The sequence below is a fragment of the Methylomonas stagni genome, assembly GCF_050154735.1.
Lineage (GTDB): Bacteria > Pseudomonadota > Gammaproteobacteria > Methylococcales > Methylomonadaceae > Methylomonas > Methylomonas koyamae_A.
Genome location: NZ_CP189557.1, coordinates 1,374,718 through 1,396,978 on the forward strand (window position 1 = coordinate 1,374,718; position 22,261 = coordinate 1,396,978).

Below are 22,261 nucleotides of genomic sequence, written 5' to 3' on the forward strand. Positions count from 1 at the left end.
TTTTGATCGGCAATTTCTTCTTGGCGGTTTTCAATGACTAGGGGCTGGCAATTCTGGATCGATAGAGGCGGCACCTTTACCGACATCGTAGCCTGCTCGGCCGACGGCGACATCGTCACCCGCAAACTGCTGTCGGACCATCCGGAGCGCTATCGGGACGCGGCCTTGCAAGGTATTCGCGATATTTTGGACGGCGCCGCCGATCGCCGCATCGCCAATGTCAAAATGGGCACGACGGTCGGTACCAACGCTTTGTTGGAACGCCGAGGCGAACCGCTGGCCTTGCTGGTCAACCAAGGCTACCGCGACTGTTTGCGCATCGCTTACCAGAACCGGCCGGATATTTTCGCGCTCGACATCCGCCGCCCGGAGCCGTTATACGCTTGCGTCGTCGAAATCGAGGCCCGTATGGCCGCCGACGGCAGCGAGTTGCAGGCGCTGGATCGCGACCGGGCCAGGGAGCAATTGCAAGCGCTTTACCGGCAAGGCCTACGCGCGATCGCGATCGTGTTGATGCACGCCTGGCGTTATCCGGCGCATGAGTTGGCGCTGGGCGAACTCGCCGCGGCCGTCGGCTTTAAGCAGATCTCGCTGTCTCACCAAGTCAGCCCCTTGCCGAAGTTGGTCGCTCGCGGCGATACCACCGTGGTGGACGCTTACTTGTCGCCGGTGCTGCGCCGTTACGTCGAACAAGTCGAACACGGTCTGGCCGACCACGACCCCAACACCCGGCTGTGGTTCATGCAATCCAACGGCGGTCTGGTGCGCGCCGCCGATTTTCAAGGCAAGGACTGCATGTTGTCCGGCCCGGCCGGCGGCCTGATCGGCGCGGTCGCGGTGGCGCGCCGGGCCGGTTTGCCGAAGATCATCGCCTTCGACATGGGCGGCACCTCGACCGACGTGGCGCACTATGCCGGCGAGCTGGAGCGAAGCTGCGACAGCGAAATTGCCGGCGTGCGCATCCGGGTGCCGATGATGGCAATCCATACCGTCGCCGCCGGCGGCGGCTCGATTCTGCATTTCGACGGCCAACGCTACCGGGTCGGCCCGGACTCGGCCGGCGCCAATCCCGGTCCGGCCTGCTATCGGCGCGGCGGTCCGCTAACCGTCACCGACGCCCATCTGCTGCTCGGCAAACTCCCCGACTTTCCGGCGGTGTTCGGTCCGAACGGCGATATGCCGCCAGACCTCGACTTGGTCAAGACTTTATTTGCCGAATTGGCCGAACGCATACACCGCGAAACCGGCGACCGGCGCGGCCCGGAACAAGTCGCGGCCGGCTTTCTCAGCGTCGCGATCGAAAACATGGCCGAGGCGATCAAGAAAATCTCGGTGCAAAAGGGTTATCACCTCGGCGAATACGCCTTGTGTTGCTACGGCGCCGCCGGCGCCCAACACGCCTGTTTGCTGGCCGAACGCCTGGGCATGCCGCGCGTGTTGCTGCATCCGCTGGCCGGAGTATTGTCGGCCTACGGCATGGGTTTAGCGGATTTTCGGGTCTTGAAACAACGGGCGTTGGAACGACGCTGGGACGACATCGACGCCGCCGAACTGGATCGACTTTTTCTGGCCCTGGAAGGTCAAGCCCTGGCCGAGCTGCGCGAGCAAGGCGTTGCCGACTCGGAGCCGATCCGCGAAAAACGCCTAAGCTTGCGTTACCAAGGCACCGACACCGCGTTAAGCGTCGAATACGGCCCGGCGCCGGCGGTGCTGGCGAATTTCGAACAACATTACCGCCGCCGCTTCGGCTTTTGTTACGCGGATCGGCCGATTTGCATCGCCACGATCGAAGTCGAATGCATTGCCGCCGCCGAACAGATCAGCGCGGCCGCACCGGCCGACGCCGAACCGCGCGATGGCCGGCCGGAGAGTTTCACCCGGATATTCAGCCGAGACAAGTGGCGCGCCGCGCCGGTCTATCGCCGCGCGAATTTGGCGGCCGGCCAAACCCTAGCCGGCCCGGCGATCGTGCTGGAGCCGACCTCGACCATCGTCGTCGAAGCCGGTTGGCAAGCGCAACGGCTGGCCGGCGGCGATCTGCTCTTGCAACGCGGCCCGGCCGCGGCCGGCGACCAGCCGTTATCCGGCCGCGACGCGGCAAAAATATCCGACGCGGCAGCCCGCCCCGATCCGGTGCTGCTGGCGATATTCAACCAGCGCTTCATGTCGGTCGCCGAACAGATGGGCTTCGTACTGCAAAACACCGCGCATTCGGTCAACATCAAGGAACGCCTGGACTTTTCCTGCGCGCTGTTCGACGCCGACGCCAACCTGATCGCCAACGCGCCCCACATTCCGGTGCATCTGGGTTCGATGGGCGAAAGCGTGCTTGCGCTGTTACGAAACCGGGCCGGCCGCTTCGAACCGGACGAGGCGTATTTGCTGAATTCGCCCTACGCCGGCGGCACCCACTTGCCCGACATCACCGTGGTCACGCCGGTGTTCGACGCCGCCGGCCGCGAGCTACTGTTTTTCGTCGCCTCGCGCGGCCACCATGCCGACGTCGGCGGCATTTCGCCCGGTTCGATGCCGGCCCACAGCCGCGATATCGACGATGAAGGCGTCTGCAGCGCCGGCCTGAAAATCCTGGCGCGCGGCGAGTTTCAGGAAGCCGCGATCCGTACATGGCTGTGCGACCATCGCCATCCGGCCCGCAATCCCGAGCAAAACCTGGCCGACCTGCGAGCCCAGATCGCCGCCAACCGCAAGGGCGCCGAGGAATTGGCCGCGCTGATCCCCGGCTATGGCCTGCCTGTAGTCAACGCCTACATGCGCCATGCGCGAGACCACGCCGAAGCCTGCGTCCGCGCGCTGTTGGCAACGCTAACCGACGGCCGTTTCGAATACGAACTGGATCAGGGCGCGAAAATCGCGGTCGCGATCACGGTAGACCAGACGGCGCGCACCGCCCGCATCGATTTCAGCGGCACCTCGCCGCAACTGGCGGACAATTTCAATGCGCCGGCGGCGGTGTGCAAGGCCGCCGTGCTGTATGTGTTTCGTACCCTGCTGCGCGACGACATCCCGCTCAACGCCGGTTGTCTGAAGCCGTTGGACATCGTGATTCCGGAGGGCTGCCTGCTGAATCCGCGTCCACCGGCCGCCGTGGTCGCCGGCAACGTCGAAACTTCGCAATACGTGGTCGATGCGCTGTACGGCGCGCTCGGCGTGCTGGCCGGCTCGCAAGGCACGATGAACAATCTGACCTTCGGCAACCAGGATTATCAATATTATGAAACCTTGTGCGGCGGCGCCGGGGCCGGGGCCGGCTTTCACGGCGCCGACGCCGTGCATACCCACATGACCAACTCGCGCATCACCGACCCGGAAATCTTGGAGCAACGGTTTCCGGTGGTACTGCAAGCATTCGCGATACGCCCCGGCAGCGGCGGCGACGGACGATATCGCGGCGGCAACGGCGCGATTCGCCGCATCGAATTTCGCGAAGCGATGCGGGTTTCACTGCTGTCCAGCCATCGGCGCCTGCCGCCGTTCGGGCTGCACGGCGGCGCACCGGGCGCCCTTGGCATCAACCGTTTGTTACGCGCCGACGGCGGCGAACAAATCCTGCCCGGCCGAGCCGAAGTCCAGGTCCAAGCCGGCGACAACTTAGTCATCGAAACGCCGGGCGGCGGCGGATTCGGCGCGGCCTAAGTCCGACGAACGCGCCGTAAAATTCAGCGGCGTGCCCTATCCCCCGCAAATCCCCGGTCGAGCGCGGCCCCCTCCTTCGGCGGACCTTGTCATCTGTTTGCAATATGCCCGCCCTACCATCTAAGCCATCCGTCTCGTGAACGGATTCCGGCCCCGTTCGCCCGCCAAATCGATTGGCCTATTGTTGGCCAGACGCCGACATGGCTTTCTGCTTCAAGCGCGCGCTCGGTCCCCGTCGAAAACCATTAATAAAGGCCCCCCCCAGATGAATGCTCGATTTTTGACCCTCAACCAACTGACATGGGCTACCGCGCTATCTGCCGCCAGCCTGGTGTTTGCCGCGTCGGCCAACGCCGACAGCGACCGACGCGATGACGAAAACGCCGACCGGCCGGTCACGATCGCGGTCATCGGCGATTGGCCGTACAACCCGTTACTGCTGGACAATGCACATTTGCTGATCGACTCGGTGAACGCCGACCCGGCGGTCAGCCGCTTGATCCACGTGGGCGACATTCACGCCGGCAGCATGCCCTGCACCAGCGCCGACATCCTGCCGCCGATTCCGCTGTCCAATCCGGGCTACAACCAAAAGATCTATTATCAATTTCAGCAATTCGATAAGCCCGTCGTCTATACGCCAGGCGACAACGAATGGACCGATTGCCAAAAATCCAAGCAATTCAAAAGCGGCGACCCTTTAAAAGAACTGGCCAGCGTGCGCGGACTGTTTTTTGCGAAACCGGGTGTTACCTTAGGTAAAGAAGCCCAAGTCGTCAGTCAGGCGCGCGCCTTCGACCCAAGCTTTCCAAGCGACGCGCAATTTGTCGAAAACGCGATGTGGCAACAAGGCAAAGTCGTGTTCGCCACCTTGAACGTACCTGGCTCGAATAACGACACTCTGCCGTGGGCCGGCACTTTCGCCAATCAAGCCGCTCAGGATCAGGAAGTGGCCGAACGCACCGCCGCCGACTTGCGCTGGCTGGAAGCGACCTTCAAGAAAGCGAAAAAAGACCATGCCCGCGCCGTCGTCATCGCGATTCAAGCCGACATGTGGGACCCGGCCGCCATCACCGCCACGACCAACGAACTCTCCGCCTACACGCCGATCGTGCAAAAACTGGCCGACTTAACGGATGATTTTCGTGGTCAGGTATTGTTATTGAACGGCGATTCGCACGTCTACGGTTCCGACCGGCCGCTTGCCGACCCCAGCAGCGCCACCGGCGTGATTCACCACACCCAAGCGGTGCCCAACTTGACCCGTATTACCGTGCAAGGCTCCACTACCGCGCCGTCGGAGTGGTTGCGCCTAACCATCGATCCGAGAAAGTCCCAGCCATTCCAGTGGGAAAACGTGGCGTATTGCAACGATCCGTCGCTGAGCTGCGAATAACCGGCCCCGCCCGGCGACGGCCGTCGGACGTCACTAAACCAAAACGCGGTTGGGAAAAGCCGTTCATCCCAACCGCGTCCCGGATTCATCCGCTGGCATCTTCCGAAGTGTGCAAACAGATGTTGCGCTGCCGTCCGGTTAAGGTCCATGCCGAGGACCCGATCGAATCCAATAGCCATCTTGCGATGAAAATATCGTGACGTTTTGCGTCGATGCCGGCCAACGTGCCGCCGACATTAAAACCCTGCTCGGCACCGTCAAACTCAATGGTGTCGATCCTAGCGCCAGGCTAAAAGACACTTTGCCCCCTCTCGGCCCGACAGCCGCATCGACGAGCCATTGCTTTTTGGCGGCATGGATTGCCTCTAGCGGAATTAAACCAGCGGTATGCTTGGGCGCTTAACACCGTTCGAGACGCGGTGCAATTGTTCCGGGCGCTTCCTTACCTCACCGCACGCAACGACAAAATCCGGCCGGATTTGTATCGGGACAGGGGGCGCGATTGATCGGAATACGCCCCACAGCCCTCCGTGAACACGTCAACAACCATAGCCGCCGATGAACCAGTTGTCTAAAAAATAACCAATTTAACGGAAAATCATACGCATCAGTGACTTATCACCGTCATAAACGACTTAGCGACAGCGTTATCCACAAGTTTTGTGAATTTCTCGCGCTTATCCAAGGATGTTGAGCACAAGCTGGGAAAAATCGCGACTCCTTACTCGAATCTGCCATACGGCCTAGGTTACAGGCCAATTTCAGTCTTTAAATTTCAGCGACTTATTAAAAACCCTCCGCCTTAAGCCCTGGCGCTGACCAATATTCGATCAATTTGATCATTTCTTTTATTTTTCAGAAAATTAGCCTCACACTTAACGGCTTGCCTACAGAGTTATCCACAAGTTTTGTGTATAACACCCCGTTCGACGTTGTCGCATTAAATGCCGCCGCCATACCCGTCGGCCAGCAACAGTCGTCGCAAGCGGTAGGCCCGGGCCGGGCCGACCAGCGCCGCGCTAAAATCAGCACCGGCGTCCAGCTCCTCGACCCGCCAGGCTTCGACCGGTCCGTATTCGTCCGGCACCTTGCGCAGCCCGCCGCCGGCCGTTACATCGAACTCGCAGAGCTCCACGCCCAGCGCGATTCCGCGACCGACTGCCTTGACGAAGGCTTCTTTCTTGGTCCATAAACGGTAAAACGCCGCGACGCGCTCGGACTCCGCCAAGCTCAGCCAAACCGCATACTCGTCTACCGAAAAACAGCGTTCCGCCAAGCCGGACAAATCTCTGGTTGGCTTGACCGCCTCGATGTCGATACCGATATCGGCCGCGTCGGCGACCGCGATTAATAAGGCGTCGGCGGTATGCGAGACATTGAAGCCCGGCCCGCCGGACAAGGCCGGCTTGCCGAATTCGCCGACCCGGAAGCGCAATCCGGCCGGATCGCTACCGGTATAGCTGGCCAGGGTTTGCCGGAGCAAACCGCGCCCGACCACGTAGCGATCGCGCAAATGCGCAAACTTGAACGCGGCGGCTCTGGCGCGCTCGTCCGCGCTTAAGACCTCGGCCAACCGAGTCGTGACCGCTTCGGGCAAATCCAAACAACCCTGCCAAACGTCAACGAAGCCGCCGCTCATCGGCGCCCGCCGGGTCGATGCGATACCGACTGCCCTTCGAGCGCCGCTGGCGATCTCGCCGATTTGCTTCTAGAGGTAAATGAGTCGGCCGGACTGCGCCTGTACCGCTGAGCACTTTGCCGCTCGATTAAAAGGGTTTCGATCATCGCTATCCAACAGCCCAAAAACCGAAATTGTACGGCCAGCCGCCGTTAAAATCGACGCGCGGCGATTCCCTATCCGCACGACCTGAAAACGCGGAGCTTGCCGCGGGGCCTAAGCACGCTCGACCGTCATCCGATCGGTTTCTATATCCGTGCCGGGCACATTCACGTAAACTGCGGACTCAATTGATTTCCAACGGGGCGAGAATCATGTGGCTGCGAACCAGTTGCGACATCTGTTTTGAAGTTGGCGTTCCCACGCCGTTTATTCTAATGTTGCGGCCACGTAGCGGCGCGAATCAATGGATTTCCAGCGAGTTCTACACGATCAAGCCGACGGTTCAGGTTCTGGAATACACCGACGGTTACGGTAATCTTTGCCAGCGCTTGATCGCGCCGCCGGGGATTCTGTCTATCCATACCAACGCCGACATTCGCACCTCCGAACAAGTCGACGTCGCGCCCGGCGCGCCGTTCGAGGAAGTGCAAACCTTGCCCGACACGGTCTTGACCTATTTGCTGCCGTCGCGCTATTGCGAATCGGACCGCTTCATCGACCTAGCGCAAGAGATCGTCCGAGGTTACACGCCGGGCTACGACCAAGTGGACGCCGTCAATGGCTGGCTGCGCGCCAATATTCGCTTCAATCCGGCGGCCGGCCTGTCCCAACTTTCGGCGGTGGAAGTCAATCTGGCCGGCGAAGGCGTCTGCCGGGATTTAGCGCATCTGGGCATTGCCTTGTGTCGAGCTCTGTGCATCCCGGCGCGGATGGTGGTCGGTTACCTGTACGGCTTGCGGCCGATGGATTTTCACGCCTGGTTCGAAGCCTATGTGGGCGGCCGTTGGTATGCCTTCGATCCAACCCAGCGGGAACCGCGCGGCGGCCGCGTGATCGTTGCCTACGGTCACGATGCCGCCGACGTGGCCGTATTCACTCAATTCGGCCCGCCGCTATTTCCAACCCGGATGGCGGTCGGCGTCGAGCGTTTAGCCAACGCGCGGGAATGACGGCGTGCAACGGCTACGGATACAGCACGTTACCGAATATCTGTTTTCGCAGCCGGTCACGCTAAACTGTCATCGGCTGTTGCTGCGGCCACGCGAAGGCCACGACGTGCGCATCGAATCGTCGCGGCTGGACATCAGCCCCACTTACGCCATCCAGTGGTACCGCGACGTGTTCGACAACTCGCTGGCTTTGGTGCGTTTTCAGCAAACCTCCAACCGGCTGCGCATCGGCAGCGACGTCGTCATCCAGCACTACGAAGATCCGGTACGCGACATCGGTGCCGACGACTTTCCTCTCGCCGGCCCTTTTGGCTACGAGGCAGGCGAATTAGCGGACTTGGCGGCCTACCAGCGGCCGATTTTTCAGCAGGACCAGCCCGCGTTGCAATGTTGGCTGCGCGAAATCGGTCTGAAAGTCCAGACGCTGAACGCGCTGAACTTGCAAACCACCTTGAACCGGGCCATACACGACAAATTCCAATACCGAATCCGTGAGGAAGCCGGCGTGCAATCGCCGCTCCGCACGCTGCATCTGGGCAGCGGCTCGTGCCGCGACTACGCCACGCTGTTTATCGAAGCCTGCCGCTCGCTGGGTCTGGCCAGCCGCTTCGTCAGCGGCTATCTGCACGCTCCGGCGACAGAAGCCGGCAATGCCTCGACCCACGCCTGGGCCGAAGTTTATTTTCCGGGGATAGGTTGGCAAGGCTTCGACCCGACCGTCGGCCAAATGACCGGAAACCGCCATATCGCGGTCGCCGTGGCCCGCAATCCGGAAACCGTCCCGCCGGTATCGGGCAGTTTCATCGGCCCCAGACAAATCTCGACTCGGATGTTGGTCAACGTACAAGTCAATTTGTTGCGCTGACCTCGATGCGCTCGGGTTCGATAAAGCAATCGCCGCTTGTCGCAAAACCGCCAATTTGTCGCAGCCATCGGCTACCCCACATCGCAGCGGGAACGTCTAAATCCCGCCTAAAAACCGCAACATTTACGCGGATTTAGAAAGTAAACACTTTAATTTCAATCACTTAAATTCCAAAAAAACCATCCAGCCGCTCGCGAAAATTGGCCGCGATTTTGCTAATTTCGATCTGTAAACACCCGGCTCGCCGCCAAATTGTCGGTTTTCTTACCGGCAAAGGGCAATCCCCCAAACCGGGCCAGCTCTTCATTCCATTAAACCTAGAGAGAGGCAATATGTTCGAACACAAAAATTTAGACGGCCAATGGAACAAAACCATTCCGGCAACCGACAGCTTCGTTAATGGCGAGGTTCTGGAATGCCGCGACACCGTGGGCGAAGAACCCGCGAAAATCAGTCGCAAACAATACGCGGTGATCGGCGACTTGCTGGTCGAACGCTGCCTGCCGCCGGAATCCATCGGCGACACCTGGGCGCACGACGTCGGACAGTTGCCCTGGTGGGGTGCGGTGACGAATCCGCCTCACGCCGGCATGATTGCCGACTTCAACAGTCTGAACGGCGGCCTGCAACGCCGGAATCTGGACGTCGCCCACCACGTGGTCGGATACGCCGCCGCCGGCGAGGAAATCACGTTGCTGAAAACCGTGTACAGCGTCACCCGCGCCAGCGATGGCAAGGAACTCAGCGCCCCGTCGATGTTGGAGTTGCGCAAACTGTATTACGCCTAAGTCCCGCGCGACCCCTTCGGCGCTCGGCCGAAGGGGCCGCTGGCCTGTCTCCACTCGGGCTCGATCCCGATAGACGTGCGATAGAAATACCTCCGCGCAAGACGCCTTCTGTCGCGGCTAATAGCCAAAAGCCGTTCAGTCTCACCCTATGCCATCTTGAATTCCCGCCACCCTTTTGAACCCGACGTTAAGTTTGAGGGAATTGGGGAAAAGCGCTACCCACTTGAAAGCTTCCCGACAAACGGGATAAGCTAAAAAACCACGAATCAGGAAGATGCCCATGTCCAAGCCGATCGCCGCCGAATTGTTGGCCCTGCACCGAGACGAATTGCTGCGTTTCATCAAGCAACGGATCGATTGCCCGGAAACGGCATTGGATATCTTGCACGATTGCTTCATGCGCTTTTCCAACTACCTGGAGCGTCATCAGGTGCAAAACCCACGGGCGTTTTTGTACAAAATGGCGGCCAACCAAACCATAGACCACATCCGCCAGCAACGCCGCGCCGACGACCGGCGGATCGAGTTCGAGGCGTGGCCGGAATTGATCGATCCGGCGCCATCGCCGGAGGACACGATCGCCGCCCGCCAGCGTATGGCGATGTTGGAACGCATCATTGCCGAAATGCCAGAGAAAAATCGCCAGATTTTCGTGATGCGCCACATCCGGCATTTATCGTTCACCGAAATCAGCCAAGTCACCGGACTGGCCTATAACAGCATCTTCAAGTATCTGAACGAAGCCCTATCGTTCTGCCAGAAACGCATGCCGGATTAAGCCACGATGTCGGCCGAATCAGAACACACCGATCCAACGGATGCCCGCCTCACCGGTGCGAACGGTTTCCCGGAGCTGCCGGCCGGCCCGGCCGACGAACAAGCCTTGTATTGGTTGACCTTGATCAGCTCCGGCGAGGCGAACGCCGGTCACCGGGCCGCGTTTCAAGACTGGCTGCGCGCCGATCCCACGCATCACGAAGCTTGGCGGCGGGCGCAAGCCTTGTGGCGGGACATCGCCCAACTGGGCGTGGCCGCGCCGATGGCTACAGCTACGATCAGCGACGCCCACCGTTCGCCTCGCAGATTCGGAATTCAACACTTGGGGCTGGCGGCCGGCGTTCTGGTCGCGGCGGTCTTGTCGAGCAACCAGCTTGGCCTCTGGCTGGCCGATCATCGCACCGCGCCTGGCCAACAGTTGGCCGTGGCGTTAGCGGACGGCTCGCAACTGTTGCTGGATACCGATACCGCCGTTTCGGTGCATTACAGCGACACCCGCCGGCTACTGGAGCTGCACCGCGGCAAGATCTGGTGCCGGGTCGCCGCCAACGCCGACCGGCCGTTCGAGGTAAGTACTGGGCAAGGCACGGTGCGCGCGCTGGGCACCGCCTTTGACGTCGCCGAACAAGACGACCGCACCGAGGTCACGGTTTACGAACATGCGGTGCGCATAGACTTGGCAAACGGCGCGCACCTGCCGATGTTGGCGGAAGGCACCGCCGTCGGCTTCGGGGAGGATTTGGAACCGGTTAACGCCAAGGCCGACACCACTACCGCATCGGCCTGGCACCGACAACAACTACAGTATTTCAACCGGCCGCTTTCGGAAGTGGTGGCCGAACTCAACCGCTACCGGCGCGGCCGGATTTTTCTGGCCGAACGGGATTTGGAACAACTTCGCCTGAGCGGCATTTTCGACACCAGCCGTCCGGACGAAGCCCTGGCTCTAATCACCGAAAGCTTGGGCTTGCACGCCTACCAACTTGCCGGACGCTGGGTATTCTTGCGGCGCGGATAAGTCTTCCACCAAAACGCCGGTTACGAGGTTTTCTCTCTCGCCGAGCAGCGCCTAAGGACCGGGGCTTCGACTCCGCTCAGCCACCGGTAACCTCTGTCAGCCTGCGGCGACGGCGCTCAGCCACCGGTAACCCCTGTCAGCCCGCAGTGACTACGCTCGGCCAACGGCAAGCCCTCTCAGCCCGTAGCGACTACATTCAGCCAACGGCAAGCCTTCTCAGCCCGCGCGGCGGCTCAGTTGAGCCGGCGGCCCTATCAATCAGCCTGTGCGTCTCCTGGATCGAGTAACTTGCGACTCATCCAAACTCGAACAGCGCGCGAGTACACGGTCTGATCCGATCGAATACGTCCCGTCACCGCCAACTTCCTCGCCGCGTTGAACCGAAACGTCGAACCGTTCCCTGAGCCTAACCAAACAGTTCATTGATCGGAGCCAAACCGTTCGCTGAGCGGAGCCAAACCGTTCGGTGAGCGGAGCCAAACCGTTCGGTGAGCGGAGCCAAACCGTTCGGTGAGCGGAGCCGAACCGTTCGCTGAGCGGAGCCGAACCGTTCGCTGAGCGGAGCCGAAGCGTAGACCCGGCCGCATCCGCGTAATCCGCATCTCAACCCAAACACATCCCGCTAGAGCCGTCTCCCAAACCCAGCCGAATCGATCGAGCAAAAATAATTTGAAAATTCCGATTTTGCGTTTCGTCTTATTTCTCAAGGGCCAAGACCGGCTCTAAATAACCACGAATTTCGCAAAAGGAGTTTTTATGGATTTTTCGCCCCGCCTGCCGTTAAGCCTCGCCGTGGCCGCCGTTCTCGCCGCGCGACCGGCCGCCGCCGAACCGGTGGAATTCGCCATCCCCGCGCAGAGCCTGTCGCAATCCTTGTTGGCCTATTCGCAAGCCACCGGAATCCGCATCGCATTCAACGAAGAACTGACGCACGGTTTGCACGCCCCAGCCCTCGCCGGCCGCCTAGAACCGGAACCAGCCTTGAAACAATTGCTGAGCGGTAGCGGACTGAACTTTCGGTTTACGACACCACAGGCGGTGGTGTTGAGCCAGGATGCGCGCCATAAGCCCGGCGCCAGCCACTTAGATTTAGCGCCCGCCGCGATGCCACCGGTAACCGTATTGGGCACGCCGGTTTATGCCGCGGACGATCCCCACAATCCGGACTACGGCTTACCCAACACTCAAACCGCCACCAAAACCGATACGCCGATCATCGATACGCCGTTCTCGGTACAAGTGGTTCCGCGCGCCGTCATGAACGACCGAAAAGCCAATTCGCTGCAGCAAGCGGTGGAAACCGTCAGCGGCGTGGGTTTCATGCCGGTCGACGGTGGCGTTTACAACGTATTCGTGCTACGCGGCTTTGTCGGCGATTCGGCGGTTTTCCGGAACGGTATGCGCTTGGAGGGATTTAACTTCGACACCGCCAATCTGGAGCGGATCGAGGTGTTGAAAGGGCCGTCGGCGATGTTGTACGGCCGTGGCCAGCCTGGCGGTTTGGTCAATATAGTCACCAAACAAGCCTTGGACCGCGACTACCATTCCATCGAACAGCAATTCGGTTCCTACGATTTCTATCGCACCCATTTGGATTTCGGCGGTCCGCTAAACGCCGACAAAACCTTGCTTTACCGCTTGAACATCGCCTATCAGGACAACAATTCGTTTCGCGATTACGTGTCGATGGAACGGGTATTGGTGGCGCCGACTTTGACTTGGCGGCCGTCAGACCGCACCGAGCTTAGTCTCGGTCTGGAGTTTCAAAACGACGACTTCCAACGCGACGACGGCATACCTGCCGTGCTTAATCGCCCCGCCAACATTCCCATTAGTCGCTTTCTCAACGATCCTAAAGACCCGCTGGACAATCAGGACCAGTTGGCGATCAATCTGAATTGGCATCATCAATTCGACGACAACTGGACCGTCCGCCATCATTTCATGGCGGTACCGCACAAAACCTATATGGACCGGGCCATCAAGCCAGTATTTTTGCTGGACGACAACCGTCGCGTGTTCCGGAACGGCGTCGGCCAGACCGACGATCAGGCGTTTTACGCATCGGACTTGTCGCTGACCGGCAAATTCCGGACTGGCGGGTTAAAACATGAGGTATTGTTGGGGTACGACTATTTCCAAAAGGAAAGCCTCTACCGCTTCCACGCCTTCGATACCTCGCCGTTCGCGGCGGTGGATATTTTCAATCCGGTATTTCCGGCATTACCGGTCGACTTAGTGGATTTTGCGGGTTGGGGCGATTTTCGCCAAGTCAGCGTCATGAGGGACCGCTGGCACGGCGTGTATTTTCAAGATCAGATTCAGTTGCTGAACAACCTGTTTCTGACCGGCGGCGGCCGCCACGATTGGGCCGAGACTGGGCGGGGCGACAATTTTGCGGATTCGCTCAGCGCGGCGCAGGCCAATTTCAGTTACAACCGTACCGAACGTTTCAGTCCCCGCGTCGGCATCTTGTACAAACCGTTGTCATGGTTGTCGGTCTTCGGCAATTTTAACGAGGCCTTCGGTACCAACAACGGCCGCTCGGCGGACGGCCGGCCTTTTGCGCCGGAAACCTCCTCGCAATTCGAAACCGGTATCAAAAGCGAATTTTGGGACGGCCGCCTAACGGCGAATTTGGCGTTTTATCACTTGGAAAAACGCAACGTACTCACCGCCAACACCCAAACCGTCACCGATTTGACCGATCAGTCCGCGATCGGCGCCGCGCGCAGCCGAGGTTTGGAGTTCGATCTGAACGGCAAACTGACCGACAATCTCAGCATCAACGCCGCCTACGCCTGGACCGACACTAAGATCACCCAGGACAACGACGGCAATCAAGGCCATCAACTGCCGCTGGCGCCGCGCCATTCCGGCAGTATCTGGACTCGTTACGAAGTGGATGCCGAACCACTGCGCGGTCTGAGCTTGGCAGCCGGCGCTTTCCTGGCGGGCGTGCGACAGGGCGACAAGGAAAACAGCGTGCAACTGCCGGGGTATGTGCGGGTGGATAGCGCGATCAGTTACCGCTTTCGCGCGATGGGATCGACGATGACCGCGCAATTCAACGTCAACAATCTGCTGGACAAGATTTATTACGTCGGTACCGACGCTATCGATTCGGCGATTCCGCGCGCGGACATCATTCCGGGAGCGCCGCGCACGTTCCTGGGCTCGCTTAAGGTTGAATTTTAACCATGCCCCGCAACCGGTATTCTAATGTGATGGCAAACTTAAAATCGCTCGACCGAGCCACGTTCTTTCGACCGACTCGCCGCAAATCGATCCGGCTCCATTCTCGACTCCCCGGAACACGCGATTTTTGTGCGACTCCGGGCGTATCGCCAGCAAAGTGTCCTTACTCTGGTTTTTAAAAACGACGTAATTCTACTTTGTCAGATTTGTTCAAGACCGTCATGCCCGCCGGGAATCGGGCATCCAGTTCCATGGATGGTATGGCTTAAATCCGTCCTTGGCGTCTGGATTCGCTCCGCGCTCCAACGGGTCCGGCAATCCATGCCGGAACGACGTAGCACTAAGCAACCATCGTTGTAGGGAGGGACGAGGCAATGCTTTCGGCAAACCGGCAACGCCCCGGTTCGCCGGCATGTGTAACCAAGTCTCGCGGCACCGCTTTCGATACCACGAAGTGCCGCCGCAGTCGCGGAACGACTATTTCTCGAGCTTGGCCTTCAACCCGCTCAAACCGTCCTTGATAAATTGGGTCATGGCCCTGACGGCGGCTTCGTCGCTGAGGTTTTCCGGCGGGGTGTTGCCGGTGTCGCCGCGATAAAACCGGCTTTTCACGGTCACCACGCTACTGTCGGCGCCATCGCCGGGGGCGACTTTCAAATCGACGGTGTGCGAACTGGTCGGGAAGGCCTTGACGTTTTCGGCTTTCAAGCGATAGCTGTATTCGTGCTCGGGCTCGCTATAGTAATCCAGTTCCTCGACGACGCTTTCACCGTTTCGAAAGGTGAGTTTGCGGGTGCCGCCGCTAGCATTTTTGCCGTCGCCTTCGGCGGCTTTCAAATCGGGATGCCATTGGCCGATGTCGTCGAAATTTTTGACCGCTTCCCAAACCTTGGCGACCGGCGCCTGAATAGTGACGCTTTCCTTGGCTTTTTGCGGGGTCGGACCGTGCGCCAGAACGGAATTGGACAGTAGCAGCGCACCGAAGGAGAGTAGCAATTTTTGCATCTTAATGACCGGTAGTGGATAAAAGCCCGGCATTATCGACGGCGGCGACCTGGTCAGACTCGGGAACATATCCTGAGTTTTATCAGGTTTATTTCATTGTTTTTAACCTCAAACCGTCCAGCACCCCGGCCCGCCTCGCAAGATGCGTTAGACTTATCCGGAGCCGGTCGCGCAACCGCGCAAAAACAATTCGCAGGATTGCCGGACCCAAGCTTCGACCTGCGCCTCGTCCGGCGTCGGTTCCAGACCGAGTTGTAGGCGCTGAAAGCGCTCGTTGCGCAAGGCACTGACGAACTGGCCGGCCAAAAACTCCGGGTCGCCCGGCCGAATTCGGCCCAGCTGCTGCTGCGTGGAAAAGTAACGGCTCAACAAGTCCAACGTGCGGCGCGGGCCATGCTCGTAGAATTGAATGGCGAGATCGGGAAAGCGCGGCGATTCGCCGATCAGAATGGCCCGCATCCTGACCACTTCCGGGCGCGATACCCGAAACAAGAATTGCGTGCCGAATTCGACCAGCGCCACCTCCGGAACTATGTCGCCGGCCAACGTGTCGATAATGCGGTCGCTGCAACGCTTGATCAAGGCTCCGAACAAGCCGGCCTTGCCGCCGAATTCGTTATAGATGGTGCGTAGCGATACCCTGGCGTCACGAGCAATGGTTTCCATGGCCAAGTTGCCGTAGCCGTGTTCCAGGAATAATTGCAGCGCCGCGTCCAATACGCGGTCGCGGCTTTGTTGCTCAGCGCCCTTGGGAGGGCGTCCGCATTTCACCATCGGTAAAACCCAATAAATTCAGTTGACTCGAACCAAGATGATACCCTAGACTTAACGGTAATATGTATTACCGTTTTAGATAGCGCAGGAGCGTTAACCGCCATGACACGAATAAATCAGCCCTCGGTCCCGCCGGCAAAATCCGCCGTATTTTTCTCGACACCGTTCACGCCTGGCGTGCTGGCGCTACTGGCCTTGCTGCAGTTTTTACTCAGCGGTTGCGGCGAAACCGGCAATGCCGCCAATGGCGCGCCGCCGCCGGCCGCCGTCAAAGCCGCTCAGCCGCTGGCCCAGAGCGTCACCGAGTGGGACGAGTATACCGGCCGGGTCGAAGCGATCAGCTCGGTGGAAGTCCGTGCCCGAGTTGGCGGTTATCTGGAAAAGGTCAATTTCACGGCCGGCGCCAAGGTCAACAAGGGCGACTTGCTGTTCGTCATCGATGCCCGGCCCTATAAGGCCCAACTAAACTACGCCATCGCCGAACTGGAGCGCGCCAAGTCCAAGCGAGAACTGGCCAAGAACGACTGGAGCCGCGCCGAAAACCTGGTCAAGGCCAAGGCGATTTCCACCGAAGAATACGACACCCGCGCCAAAGGCTGGCGCGAAGCGGACGGTGCGGTGCAATCGGCCGAAGCTAACGTCTACGCCGCCCGCCTCAACGTCGAATACTGCGAGATCCGCGCGCCGATCGCCGGCCGGGTGGGCCGGGAAATGCTGACCGCAGGCAATCTGGTCACCGGCGGCGACGTGACGGTGTTGACCAACGTGACCTCGATCGATCCGGTCTATGTCTATGTCGATGCCGACGAGCAATCCTTATTGAAATACCGGCGCCAGGCCTTGCAACGCAAGCCCGGCGCGGCCGAACTGAAAGGCACGCCGGCCGAAGTGGCGGTAGCTGACGAATCCGGCTTCCCGCATCGCGGCCAGCTCGATTACGTGGCGCCGCAGGAGAACCGCGCCACCGGCACGATCGCCCTGCGCGGCGTATTCGCCAATCCCGACGAACTGCTCAGTCCGGGCTTGTTCGCCCGGATGCGCGTGCAAGGCGGCGCGCCCTACGACGCGTTGCTGATACCCGATAGAGCCGTCGGCACCGACCAAGCCCAGCGCTTCGTATGGGTGATGAATCAGGAACAACAAGTCGAATACCGCAAGGTCACGCCGGGCGCGCGGATCGGCGAAATGCGCGTGATCAGCGACGGCTTGCGGGCCGGCGAGTGGGTCGTCGTCGAAGGCCAGCAAAAGCTGCGGCCCGGCGCCAAGGTTAATCCGGAACGCATCGCCCTGAACTCGGGACAAGGAACCTAAGCCATGGGAAATTTCACCCGCTTTTTCATCGACCGGCCGATATTCGCGTCGGTACTTTCGATCTTGATCGTGTTGGTCGGCGGCTTGGCGCTGATCGGCCTGCCGATCGCCCAATATCCGGAAATCGCCCCGCCGACGGTCGTGGTCAGCACCAGCTACCCCGGCGCCAACGCCAGCGTCGTCGCCGAAACGGTGGCGACGCCGATCGAACAAGAGGTCAACGGCGTCGAGGATATGTTGTATATGTCGTCGAACTCGACCAACAGCGGCAACTTGTCTCTGACCATCACTTTCAAACCCGGCACCAATCTGGACAAGGCTCAGGTGCTGGTCCAAAACCGGGTTGCGTTGGCCGAGCCGCGCTTGCCGGAAGAAGTGCGCCGGCAAGGCATCAGCGTTAAAAAGCGCAGCCCCGATTTGAGTCTGGTCGTCAATCTGGTCTCGCCGGACAAACGCTACGACAGCGTCTATCTGAGCAACTACGCCCTGCTGCAAATCCGCGACACGCTGGCGCGTTTACCGGGTGTCGGCGATATTTTGGTGTTCGGCGCTCGCGATTACAGCATGCGTCTGTGGCTGAATCCCGAGCAAATCGCCGCCCGCAACCTGACTGCCAACGACGTAGTCAGTGCGGTCCGCGAGCAGAACGTCCAAGTCGCGGCCGGCGTGGTCGGCCAACAACCGGCGGCCGGCGAGACCGCTTACCAATATACGATCAGTACCCTGGGTCGCTTGACCGAACCCGAACAGTTCGGCGACATCGTCATCAAGCAGGACAAGAACGGCGAGATCACCCGTCTGAAAGACGTGGCCCGCATCGAGTTGGGCGCTAAAGATTATAACGCCGGCCTGTATCTGGACGGCGAACCCACCGTCGGTCTGGCGATGTTCCAACTGCCCGGCTCCAACGCGCTGGAAACCAAGGCAGCGGTGGTCAAGGCGATGGAAGAGTTGAAAACCCGCTTCCCCGAGGGCCTGGATTACATCCTGGTTTACGACACCGTGGTGTTCGTGCAGCAATCGATAGACGCCGTGGTCAAAACCTTGTTCGAGGCCTTGCTGCTGGTGGTGTTGGTCGTGATCGTGTTCCTGCAAAACTGGCGAGCGGCGGTGATTCCGCTGCTGGCGGTGCCGGTGTCGCTGATCGGCACCTTCGGCGTGATGGCCGCGCTGGGCTTATCGCTGAATACCTTGTCGTTGTTCGGTTTGGTGTTGGCGATCGGTATCGTCGTCGACGATGCCATCGTCGTCGTCGAAAACGTCGAGCGCCATATCGCCGAAGGCCTGCGCGCCCGCGAAGCCACCAAACTGGCGATGCGCGAAGTGGTTGGGCCGATTATCGCCACCGCGTTGGTATTGGTGGCGGTATTCGTGCCGACCGCCTTCATCACCGGCGTGTCCGGGGCGTTTTACAAGCAGTTCGCGCTGACGATCGCGGTCTCGACGGTGATTTCCGCGTTTAACTCGCTGACCTTAAGTCCGGCCTTGTGTGCGCTGTTGCTCGACCGCGCCCACGGCGACAAAGACTGGTTTACCCGTTTGGTGGATAAAACCTTCGGCTGGTTTTTCGTACCGTTCAACCGCTTTTTCGATCGGATCAGCGTCGGCTATTCCAAACTGGTCAGCCGAATGATCCGGACCACGGCGGTGGTGCTGATCCTATACGTCGGCCTGAACGGCTTGAACTTCCTGGCCTTCGAAAAAGTGCCGACCGGCTTTATTCCCCAGCAGGATCAAGGCTATCTGATTCTGTACGCGCAGTTGCCGGATGCGGCGGCGCTCGGCCGCACCCAGGACGTCGTGCAAAAAGCCACCAAAATCATGTTGGAAACCGAGGGCGTCGCTCACGTCAACGCCTACGCCGGTTGGTCGATTCTGACCGGCGCCAACCAGTCCAACGTCGCGACGATGTTCGCCCGGCTGGACGGTTTCGACGCCCGTGCCGGCCGGCCCGACCTGCACGCCAGCAAATTGGTCAAAACCTTGGGTCAACGCTTGTCCGGCATCGGCGACGCCTACATCGCGGTGTTCGAGCCGCCGCCGATTCGCGGCATGAGTTCGGTCGGCGGCTTTAAATTGCAAATCCAGGACCGTAACAACGCCGGCATAGCCGCATTGCAGCAAACCGCCAACGAAATGATAGGCCAAGGCAATCAGCAACCGGGTTTGGTGGGCTTGTTCACCACCTTCAGGGCCGGCGTGCCGCAATTGTTCGTCGATGTCGATCGCGCCCGCGCCAAATCAATGGATGTGCCGCTAAGCGATATTTTCAATACGCTGCAAATTTATCTGGGTTCGCTGTATGTTAACGATTTCAACGCCTTCGGCCGCACCTACCAAGTAGTCGCCCAAGCCGACGCCGAGTTTCGAATGAAACCCAAGGACATCGCCGAACTGAAAACTCGCAACCAGACCGGCGGCATGGTGCCGCTCGGCGCATTGGCCAAGGTCGAGGAAATCAGCGGTCCGGACAAGATCACCCGCTACAACATGTATCCGGCCGCCGAAATCAACGGCGCTACCTTGCCCGGCGTCAGTTCCGGCCAGGCCATCTCGGTGATGAGCCAATTGCTAAAGTCCTCGCTGCCGCCCGGCTTCGACTTCGAATGGACCGAGCTGAGCCTACAGCAAGTCTTGGCCGGCAACGTGGCGCTGCTGGTGTTTCCGCTCAGCGTCGTCTTCGTATTCCTGGCGCTGGCGGCCCAGTACGAAAGTTGGTCCTTGCCGTTCGCGGTCATTTTGATCGTACCGATGTGTATCCTGTCGTCGATGACCGGCGTCTGGTTGGCCGGCATGGATAACAACATCTTCACCCAGATCGGTTTCATCGTGCTGGTGGGCCTGGCCAGCAAGAACGCGATTTTGATCGTCGAATTCGCCAAGCACCGGCAAGAATCGGGACTTAACCGTTTCGACGCGGCAGTCGAGGCCGCCCGGATCCGTTTGCGGCCGATCTTGATGACCTCGTTCGCCTTCATCATGGGCGTGTTTCCGCTGGTCGTCGCCAGCGGCGCCGGCGCGGAATCCCGGCGCCTGTTGGGGACCGCGGTATTCAGCGGCATGATAGGCGTGACCGTGTTCGGCCTGCTGCTAACGCCGGTGTTTTACGTGACGGTGCAAGCGATCGCCCAGCGTTTGAAACCGACCCACCCCTCTAGCCCCGCGCAGGGAGAACACGATGCCTAAAGCGATTTTCTCAATAGTCTTGCGACCGCTACCCGCTTTGCTATTCGCCGCCTATTTGCCAGGCTGCGCGGTCGGCCCGGATTACCAAACGCCGACCACCGAACTGCCGGCCGGCTTCGCCAATGCCCAGGGTCCGCAGTTCGCCGCCGGCGATGTCGAAGTCCACTGGTGGACCTTGTTCGGCGACAGCCAGTTACAGGACTTGGTCAATACCGCGGTTGAACACAATTACGACCTGGCGGCCGCCCGCGCCAATCTGGGACAAGCCAGGGCTTTGTACTTGGAATCCGGCCTAAATCTGTTGCCGACCGTGACTTCCCACGCCAATTACACCGAGCAAAAGCGCAGCACCTCGGCGCTGAACAACCGGGCCTTCGTACCTCGCGAGCTGAAGCTGTACAACATGGGTTTCGACGCGTCCTGGGAGCTGGACGTGTTCGGCCGGGTGCGGCGCGGCGTCGAGGCCAGCAACGACCAAACCGAGGCGGAGCAAGCCACGCTACGCGATGTCGGCGTCAGTCTAATCGCCGAAGTGGCGCGCAATTATTTCGAGTTGCGCGGCTTGCAGCACCAGCTAGCCATCAACCGCGACAACGCCGAAAACCAACGCCAAACACTGGAATTGACTCAGGTTAGACTGATCAACGGCCGCGGCACCGAACTGGATACCAACCAAGCCGAAGCGCAATTAGCCAACACCCGAGCGGCGATACCCAATCTGGAAGCCGCGATCAGCCGGACTATCCACCGCTTGAGCGTGTTGACTGGACGCCTACCCGATGCGTTGACCGGCGAACTGTCGCCGGACAAGCCGCTACCGACGGCGCCCGAGACGATTCAGATCGGCGACCCCGGCCAGTTGCTGCAACGTCGGCCCGACATCCGGGTCGCCGAACGCAATCTGGCGGCGGCGACCGCGCAAATCGGCGTCGCCACCGCCGACCTGTTCCCGCGCGTAACCTTCGTCGGCAATCTTTCGCTGGAAGCCAGTACCTTGTCCAATGTCGTCGCGCCGGGGTCGGAATCGTATTCGGTCGGCCCGAAAATCAGTTGGGCGGCCTTCGACCTAGGCCGAGTCTACGCGCGGATCAAGGCCGCGGATGCCAGTAGCGAAGCCAGTCTGGCGCAATATCAGCAAACCGTGTTGCTGGCCCTGGAGGAAACCGAGAATGCGTTGGTCTCGTATAACCAGGAGCGGGTCCGCCGCGCCGAATTGACCACCGCCGCCAAAGCCAGCGAAAAAGCCGTCGAGTTGGCGCGCTTGCGTTACCGCGAGGGCGTCTCCGACTTTTTGACGGTGTTGGAAGCCGACCGACAACTGCTGGCAAACCAAGACCTGCTGGCGCAAAGCCAAACCGCCACCGCGACCGCACTGGCGGCGGTCTATAAGGCACTGGGCGGCGGTTGGCAGATCGTGCCGGACGCACAAGCTCAAACCGAAGCCGCGCCGCGAACAACCGCGCGATAAAGCGCTCTCGCGAATCGGCCGGCCGACGCAA

General features: G+C 60.1%; 14 protein-coding genes. 11 read left to right on the top strand and 3 right to left on the bottom strand.

Going from position 1 to position 22,261, the window contains the following annotated elements; translation table 11 throughout:
- Positions 1 to 33 precede the first annotated feature (33 nt).
- Both ACP4CD_RS06485 and ACP4CD_RS06490 read left to right on the top strand, forming a co-directional pair.
- Complete coding sequence (locus tag ACP4CD_RS06485) at positions 34 to 3,654, top strand: hydantoinase B/oxoprolinase family protein (RefSeq protein ID WP_426993990.1); 3,621 nt, start codon at positions 34 to 36, stop codon at positions 3,652 to 3,654.
- A gap of 265 nt (positions 3,655 to 3,919) precedes the next feature.
- Positions 3,920 to 5,050 (top strand): hypothetical protein, encoded by a 1,131-nt coding sequence (locus tag ACP4CD_RS06490; protein ID WP_426993991.1) that lies wholly within the window; start codon positions 3,920 to 3,922, stop codon positions 5,048 to 5,050.
- A gap of 940 nt (positions 5,051 to 5,990) precedes the next feature.
- Here the strand turns inward: ACP4CD_RS06490 and ACP4CD_RS06495 are convergent.
- Positions 5,991 to 6,689, bottom strand: a complete 699-nt coding sequence (locus tag ACP4CD_RS06495) for a 4'-phosphopantetheinyl transferase family protein (protein ID WP_064026150.1) — start codon at positions 6,687 to 6,689, stop codon at positions 5,991 to 5,993.
- A gap of 353 nt (positions 6,690 to 7,042) precedes the next feature.
- On the opposite strand from ACP4CD_RS06495, the gene ACP4CD_RS06500 reads away from it, so the two are divergent.
- The 6 genes from ACP4CD_RS06500 (at position 7,043) to ACP4CD_RS06525 (ending at position 14,486) form a co-directional block, all read left to right on the top strand.
- Complete coding sequence (locus ACP4CD_RS06500) at positions 7,043 to 7,840, top strand: transglutaminase domain-containing protein (RefSeq protein ID WP_064026148.1); 798 nt, start codon at positions 7,043 to 7,045, stop codon at positions 7,838 to 7,840.
- Between the two features lie 4 nt (positions 7,841 to 7,844).
- Complete coding sequence (locus ACP4CD_RS06505) at positions 7,845 to 8,705, top strand: transglutaminase family protein (RefSeq protein WP_064026146.1); 861 nt, start codon at positions 7,845 to 7,847, stop codon at positions 8,703 to 8,705.
- 332 nt (positions 8,706 to 9,037) lie between these two features.
- The gene (locus ACP4CD_RS06510; RefSeq protein ID WP_426993992.1) at positions 9,038 to 9,493 is read left to right on the top strand and encodes a hypothetical protein; all 456 of its coding nucleotides are present in this window, start codon (positions 9,038 to 9,040) and stop codon (positions 9,491 to 9,493) included.
- A 280-nt stretch (positions 9,494 to 9,773) separates the two neighbouring features.
- Positions 9,774 to 10,271, top strand: a complete 498-nt coding sequence (locus tag ACP4CD_RS06515) for an RNA polymerase sigma factor (RefSeq protein ID WP_426993993.1) — start codon at positions 9,774 to 9,776, stop codon at positions 10,269 to 10,271.
- A gap of 6 nt (positions 10,272 to 10,277) precedes the next feature.
- The gene (locus ACP4CD_RS06520; protein WP_426993994.1) at positions 10,278 to 11,288 is read left to right on the top strand and encodes a FecR family protein; all 1,011 of its coding nucleotides are present in this window, start codon (positions 10,278 to 10,280) and stop codon (positions 11,286 to 11,288) included.
- A gap of 756 nt (positions 11,289 to 12,044) precedes the next feature.
- Entirely contained in the window at positions 12,045 to 14,486 is a 2,442-nt protein-coding gene (locus tag ACP4CD_RS06525; protein WP_426993995.1) for a TonB-dependent siderophore receptor, read from the top strand.
- Positions 14,487 to 14,963: 477 nt separating this feature from the next.
- Here the strand turns inward: ACP4CD_RS06525 and ACP4CD_RS06530 are convergent, their stop codons facing one another.
- Both ACP4CD_RS06530 and ACP4CD_RS06535 read right to left on the bottom strand, forming a co-directional pair.
- The gene (locus ACP4CD_RS06530; protein ID WP_064025627.1) at positions 14,964 to 15,491 is read right to left on the bottom strand and encodes an SRPBCC family protein; all 528 of its coding nucleotides are present in this window, start codon (positions 15,489 to 15,491) and stop codon (positions 14,964 to 14,966) included.
- Between the two features lie 153 nt (positions 15,492 to 15,644).
- Positions 15,645 to 16,265 carry a TetR/AcrR family transcriptional regulator gene (locus ACP4CD_RS06535; protein ID WP_064025625.1) on the bottom strand — a complete coding sequence of 207 codons (621 nt, stop codon included), beginning with the start codon at positions 16,263 to 16,265 and terminating at the stop codon, positions 15,645 to 15,647.
- Between the two features lie 102 nt (positions 16,266 to 16,367).
- On the opposite strand from ACP4CD_RS06535, the gene ACP4CD_RS06540 reads away from it, so the two are divergent.
- The 3 genes from ACP4CD_RS06540 to ACP4CD_RS06550 are packed head-to-tail and all read left to right on the top strand — an operon-like array spanning position 16,368 to position 22,230.
- Positions 16,368 to 17,576 (top strand): efflux RND transporter periplasmic adaptor subunit, encoded by a 1,209-nt coding sequence (locus tag ACP4CD_RS06540; protein ID WP_426993996.1) that lies wholly within the window; start codon positions 16,368 to 16,370, stop codon positions 17,574 to 17,576.
- A gap of 3 nt (positions 17,577 to 17,579) precedes the next feature.
- Positions 17,580 to 20,762: an efflux RND transporter permease subunit gene (locus tag ACP4CD_RS06545; protein WP_071160679.1), complete on the top strand. Its 3,183-nt coding sequence runs from the start codon at positions 17,580 to 17,582 to the stop codon at positions 20,760 to 20,762.
- Positions 20,755 to 22,230, top strand: a complete 1,476-nt coding sequence (locus ACP4CD_RS06550) for an efflux transporter outer membrane subunit (RefSeq protein WP_426993997.1) — start codon at positions 20,755 to 20,757, stop codon at positions 22,228 to 22,230. The genes ACP4CD_RS06545 and ACP4CD_RS06550 overlap by 8 nt, the downstream gene beginning before the upstream one ends.
- The last annotated feature ends 31 nt before the right edge of the window (positions 22,231 to 22,261 follow it).

Coding starts and splice junctions, on each gene's coding strand:
- ACP4CD_RS06485 (WP_426993990.1), top strand. CDS start 34: ATGACTAGGGGCTGGCAATTCTGGATCGATAGAGGCGGCACCTTTACC.
- ACP4CD_RS06490 (WP_426993991.1), top strand. CDS start 3,920: ATGAATGCTCGATTTTTGACCCTCAACCAACTGACATGGGCTACCGCG.
- ACP4CD_RS06495 (WP_064026150.1), bottom strand. CDS start 6,689: ATGAGCGGCGGCTTCGTTGACGTTTGGCAGGGTTGTTTGGATTTGCCC.
- ACP4CD_RS06500 (WP_064026148.1), top strand. CDS start 7,043: ATGTGGCTGCGAACCAGTTGCGACATCTGTTTTGAAGTTGGCGTTCCC.
- ACP4CD_RS06510 (WP_426993992.1), top strand. CDS start 9,038: ATGTTCGAACACAAAAATTTAGACGGCCAATGGAACAAAACCATTCCG.
- ACP4CD_RS06515 (WP_426993993.1), top strand. CDS start 9,774: ATGTCCAAGCCGATCGCCGCCGAATTGTTGGCCCTGCACCGAGACGAA.
- ACP4CD_RS06520 (WP_426993994.1), top strand. CDS start 10,278: ATGTCGGCCGAATCAGAACACACCGATCCAACGGATGCCCGCCTCACC.
- ACP4CD_RS06525 (WP_426993995.1), top strand. CDS start 12,045: ATGGATTTTTCGCCCCGCCTGCCGTTAAGCCTCGCCGTGGCCGCCGTT.
- ACP4CD_RS06530 (WP_064025627.1), bottom strand. CDS start 15,491: ATGCAAAAATTGCTACTCTCCTTCGGTGCGCTGCTACTGTCCAATTCC.
- ACP4CD_RS06535 (WP_064025625.1), bottom strand. CDS start 16,265: ATGGTGAAATGCGGACGCCCTCCCAAGGGCGCTGAGCAACAAAGCCGC.
- ACP4CD_RS06540 (WP_426993996.1), top strand. CDS start 16,368: ATGACACGAATAAATCAGCCCTCGGTCCCGCCGGCAAAATCCGCCGTA.
- ACP4CD_RS06545 (WP_071160679.1), top strand. CDS start 17,580: ATGGGAAATTTCACCCGCTTTTTCATCGACCGGCCGATATTCGCGTCG.
- ACP4CD_RS06550 (WP_426993997.1), top strand. CDS start 20,755: ATGCCTAAAGCGATTTTCTCAATAGTCTTGCGACCGCTACCCGCTTTG.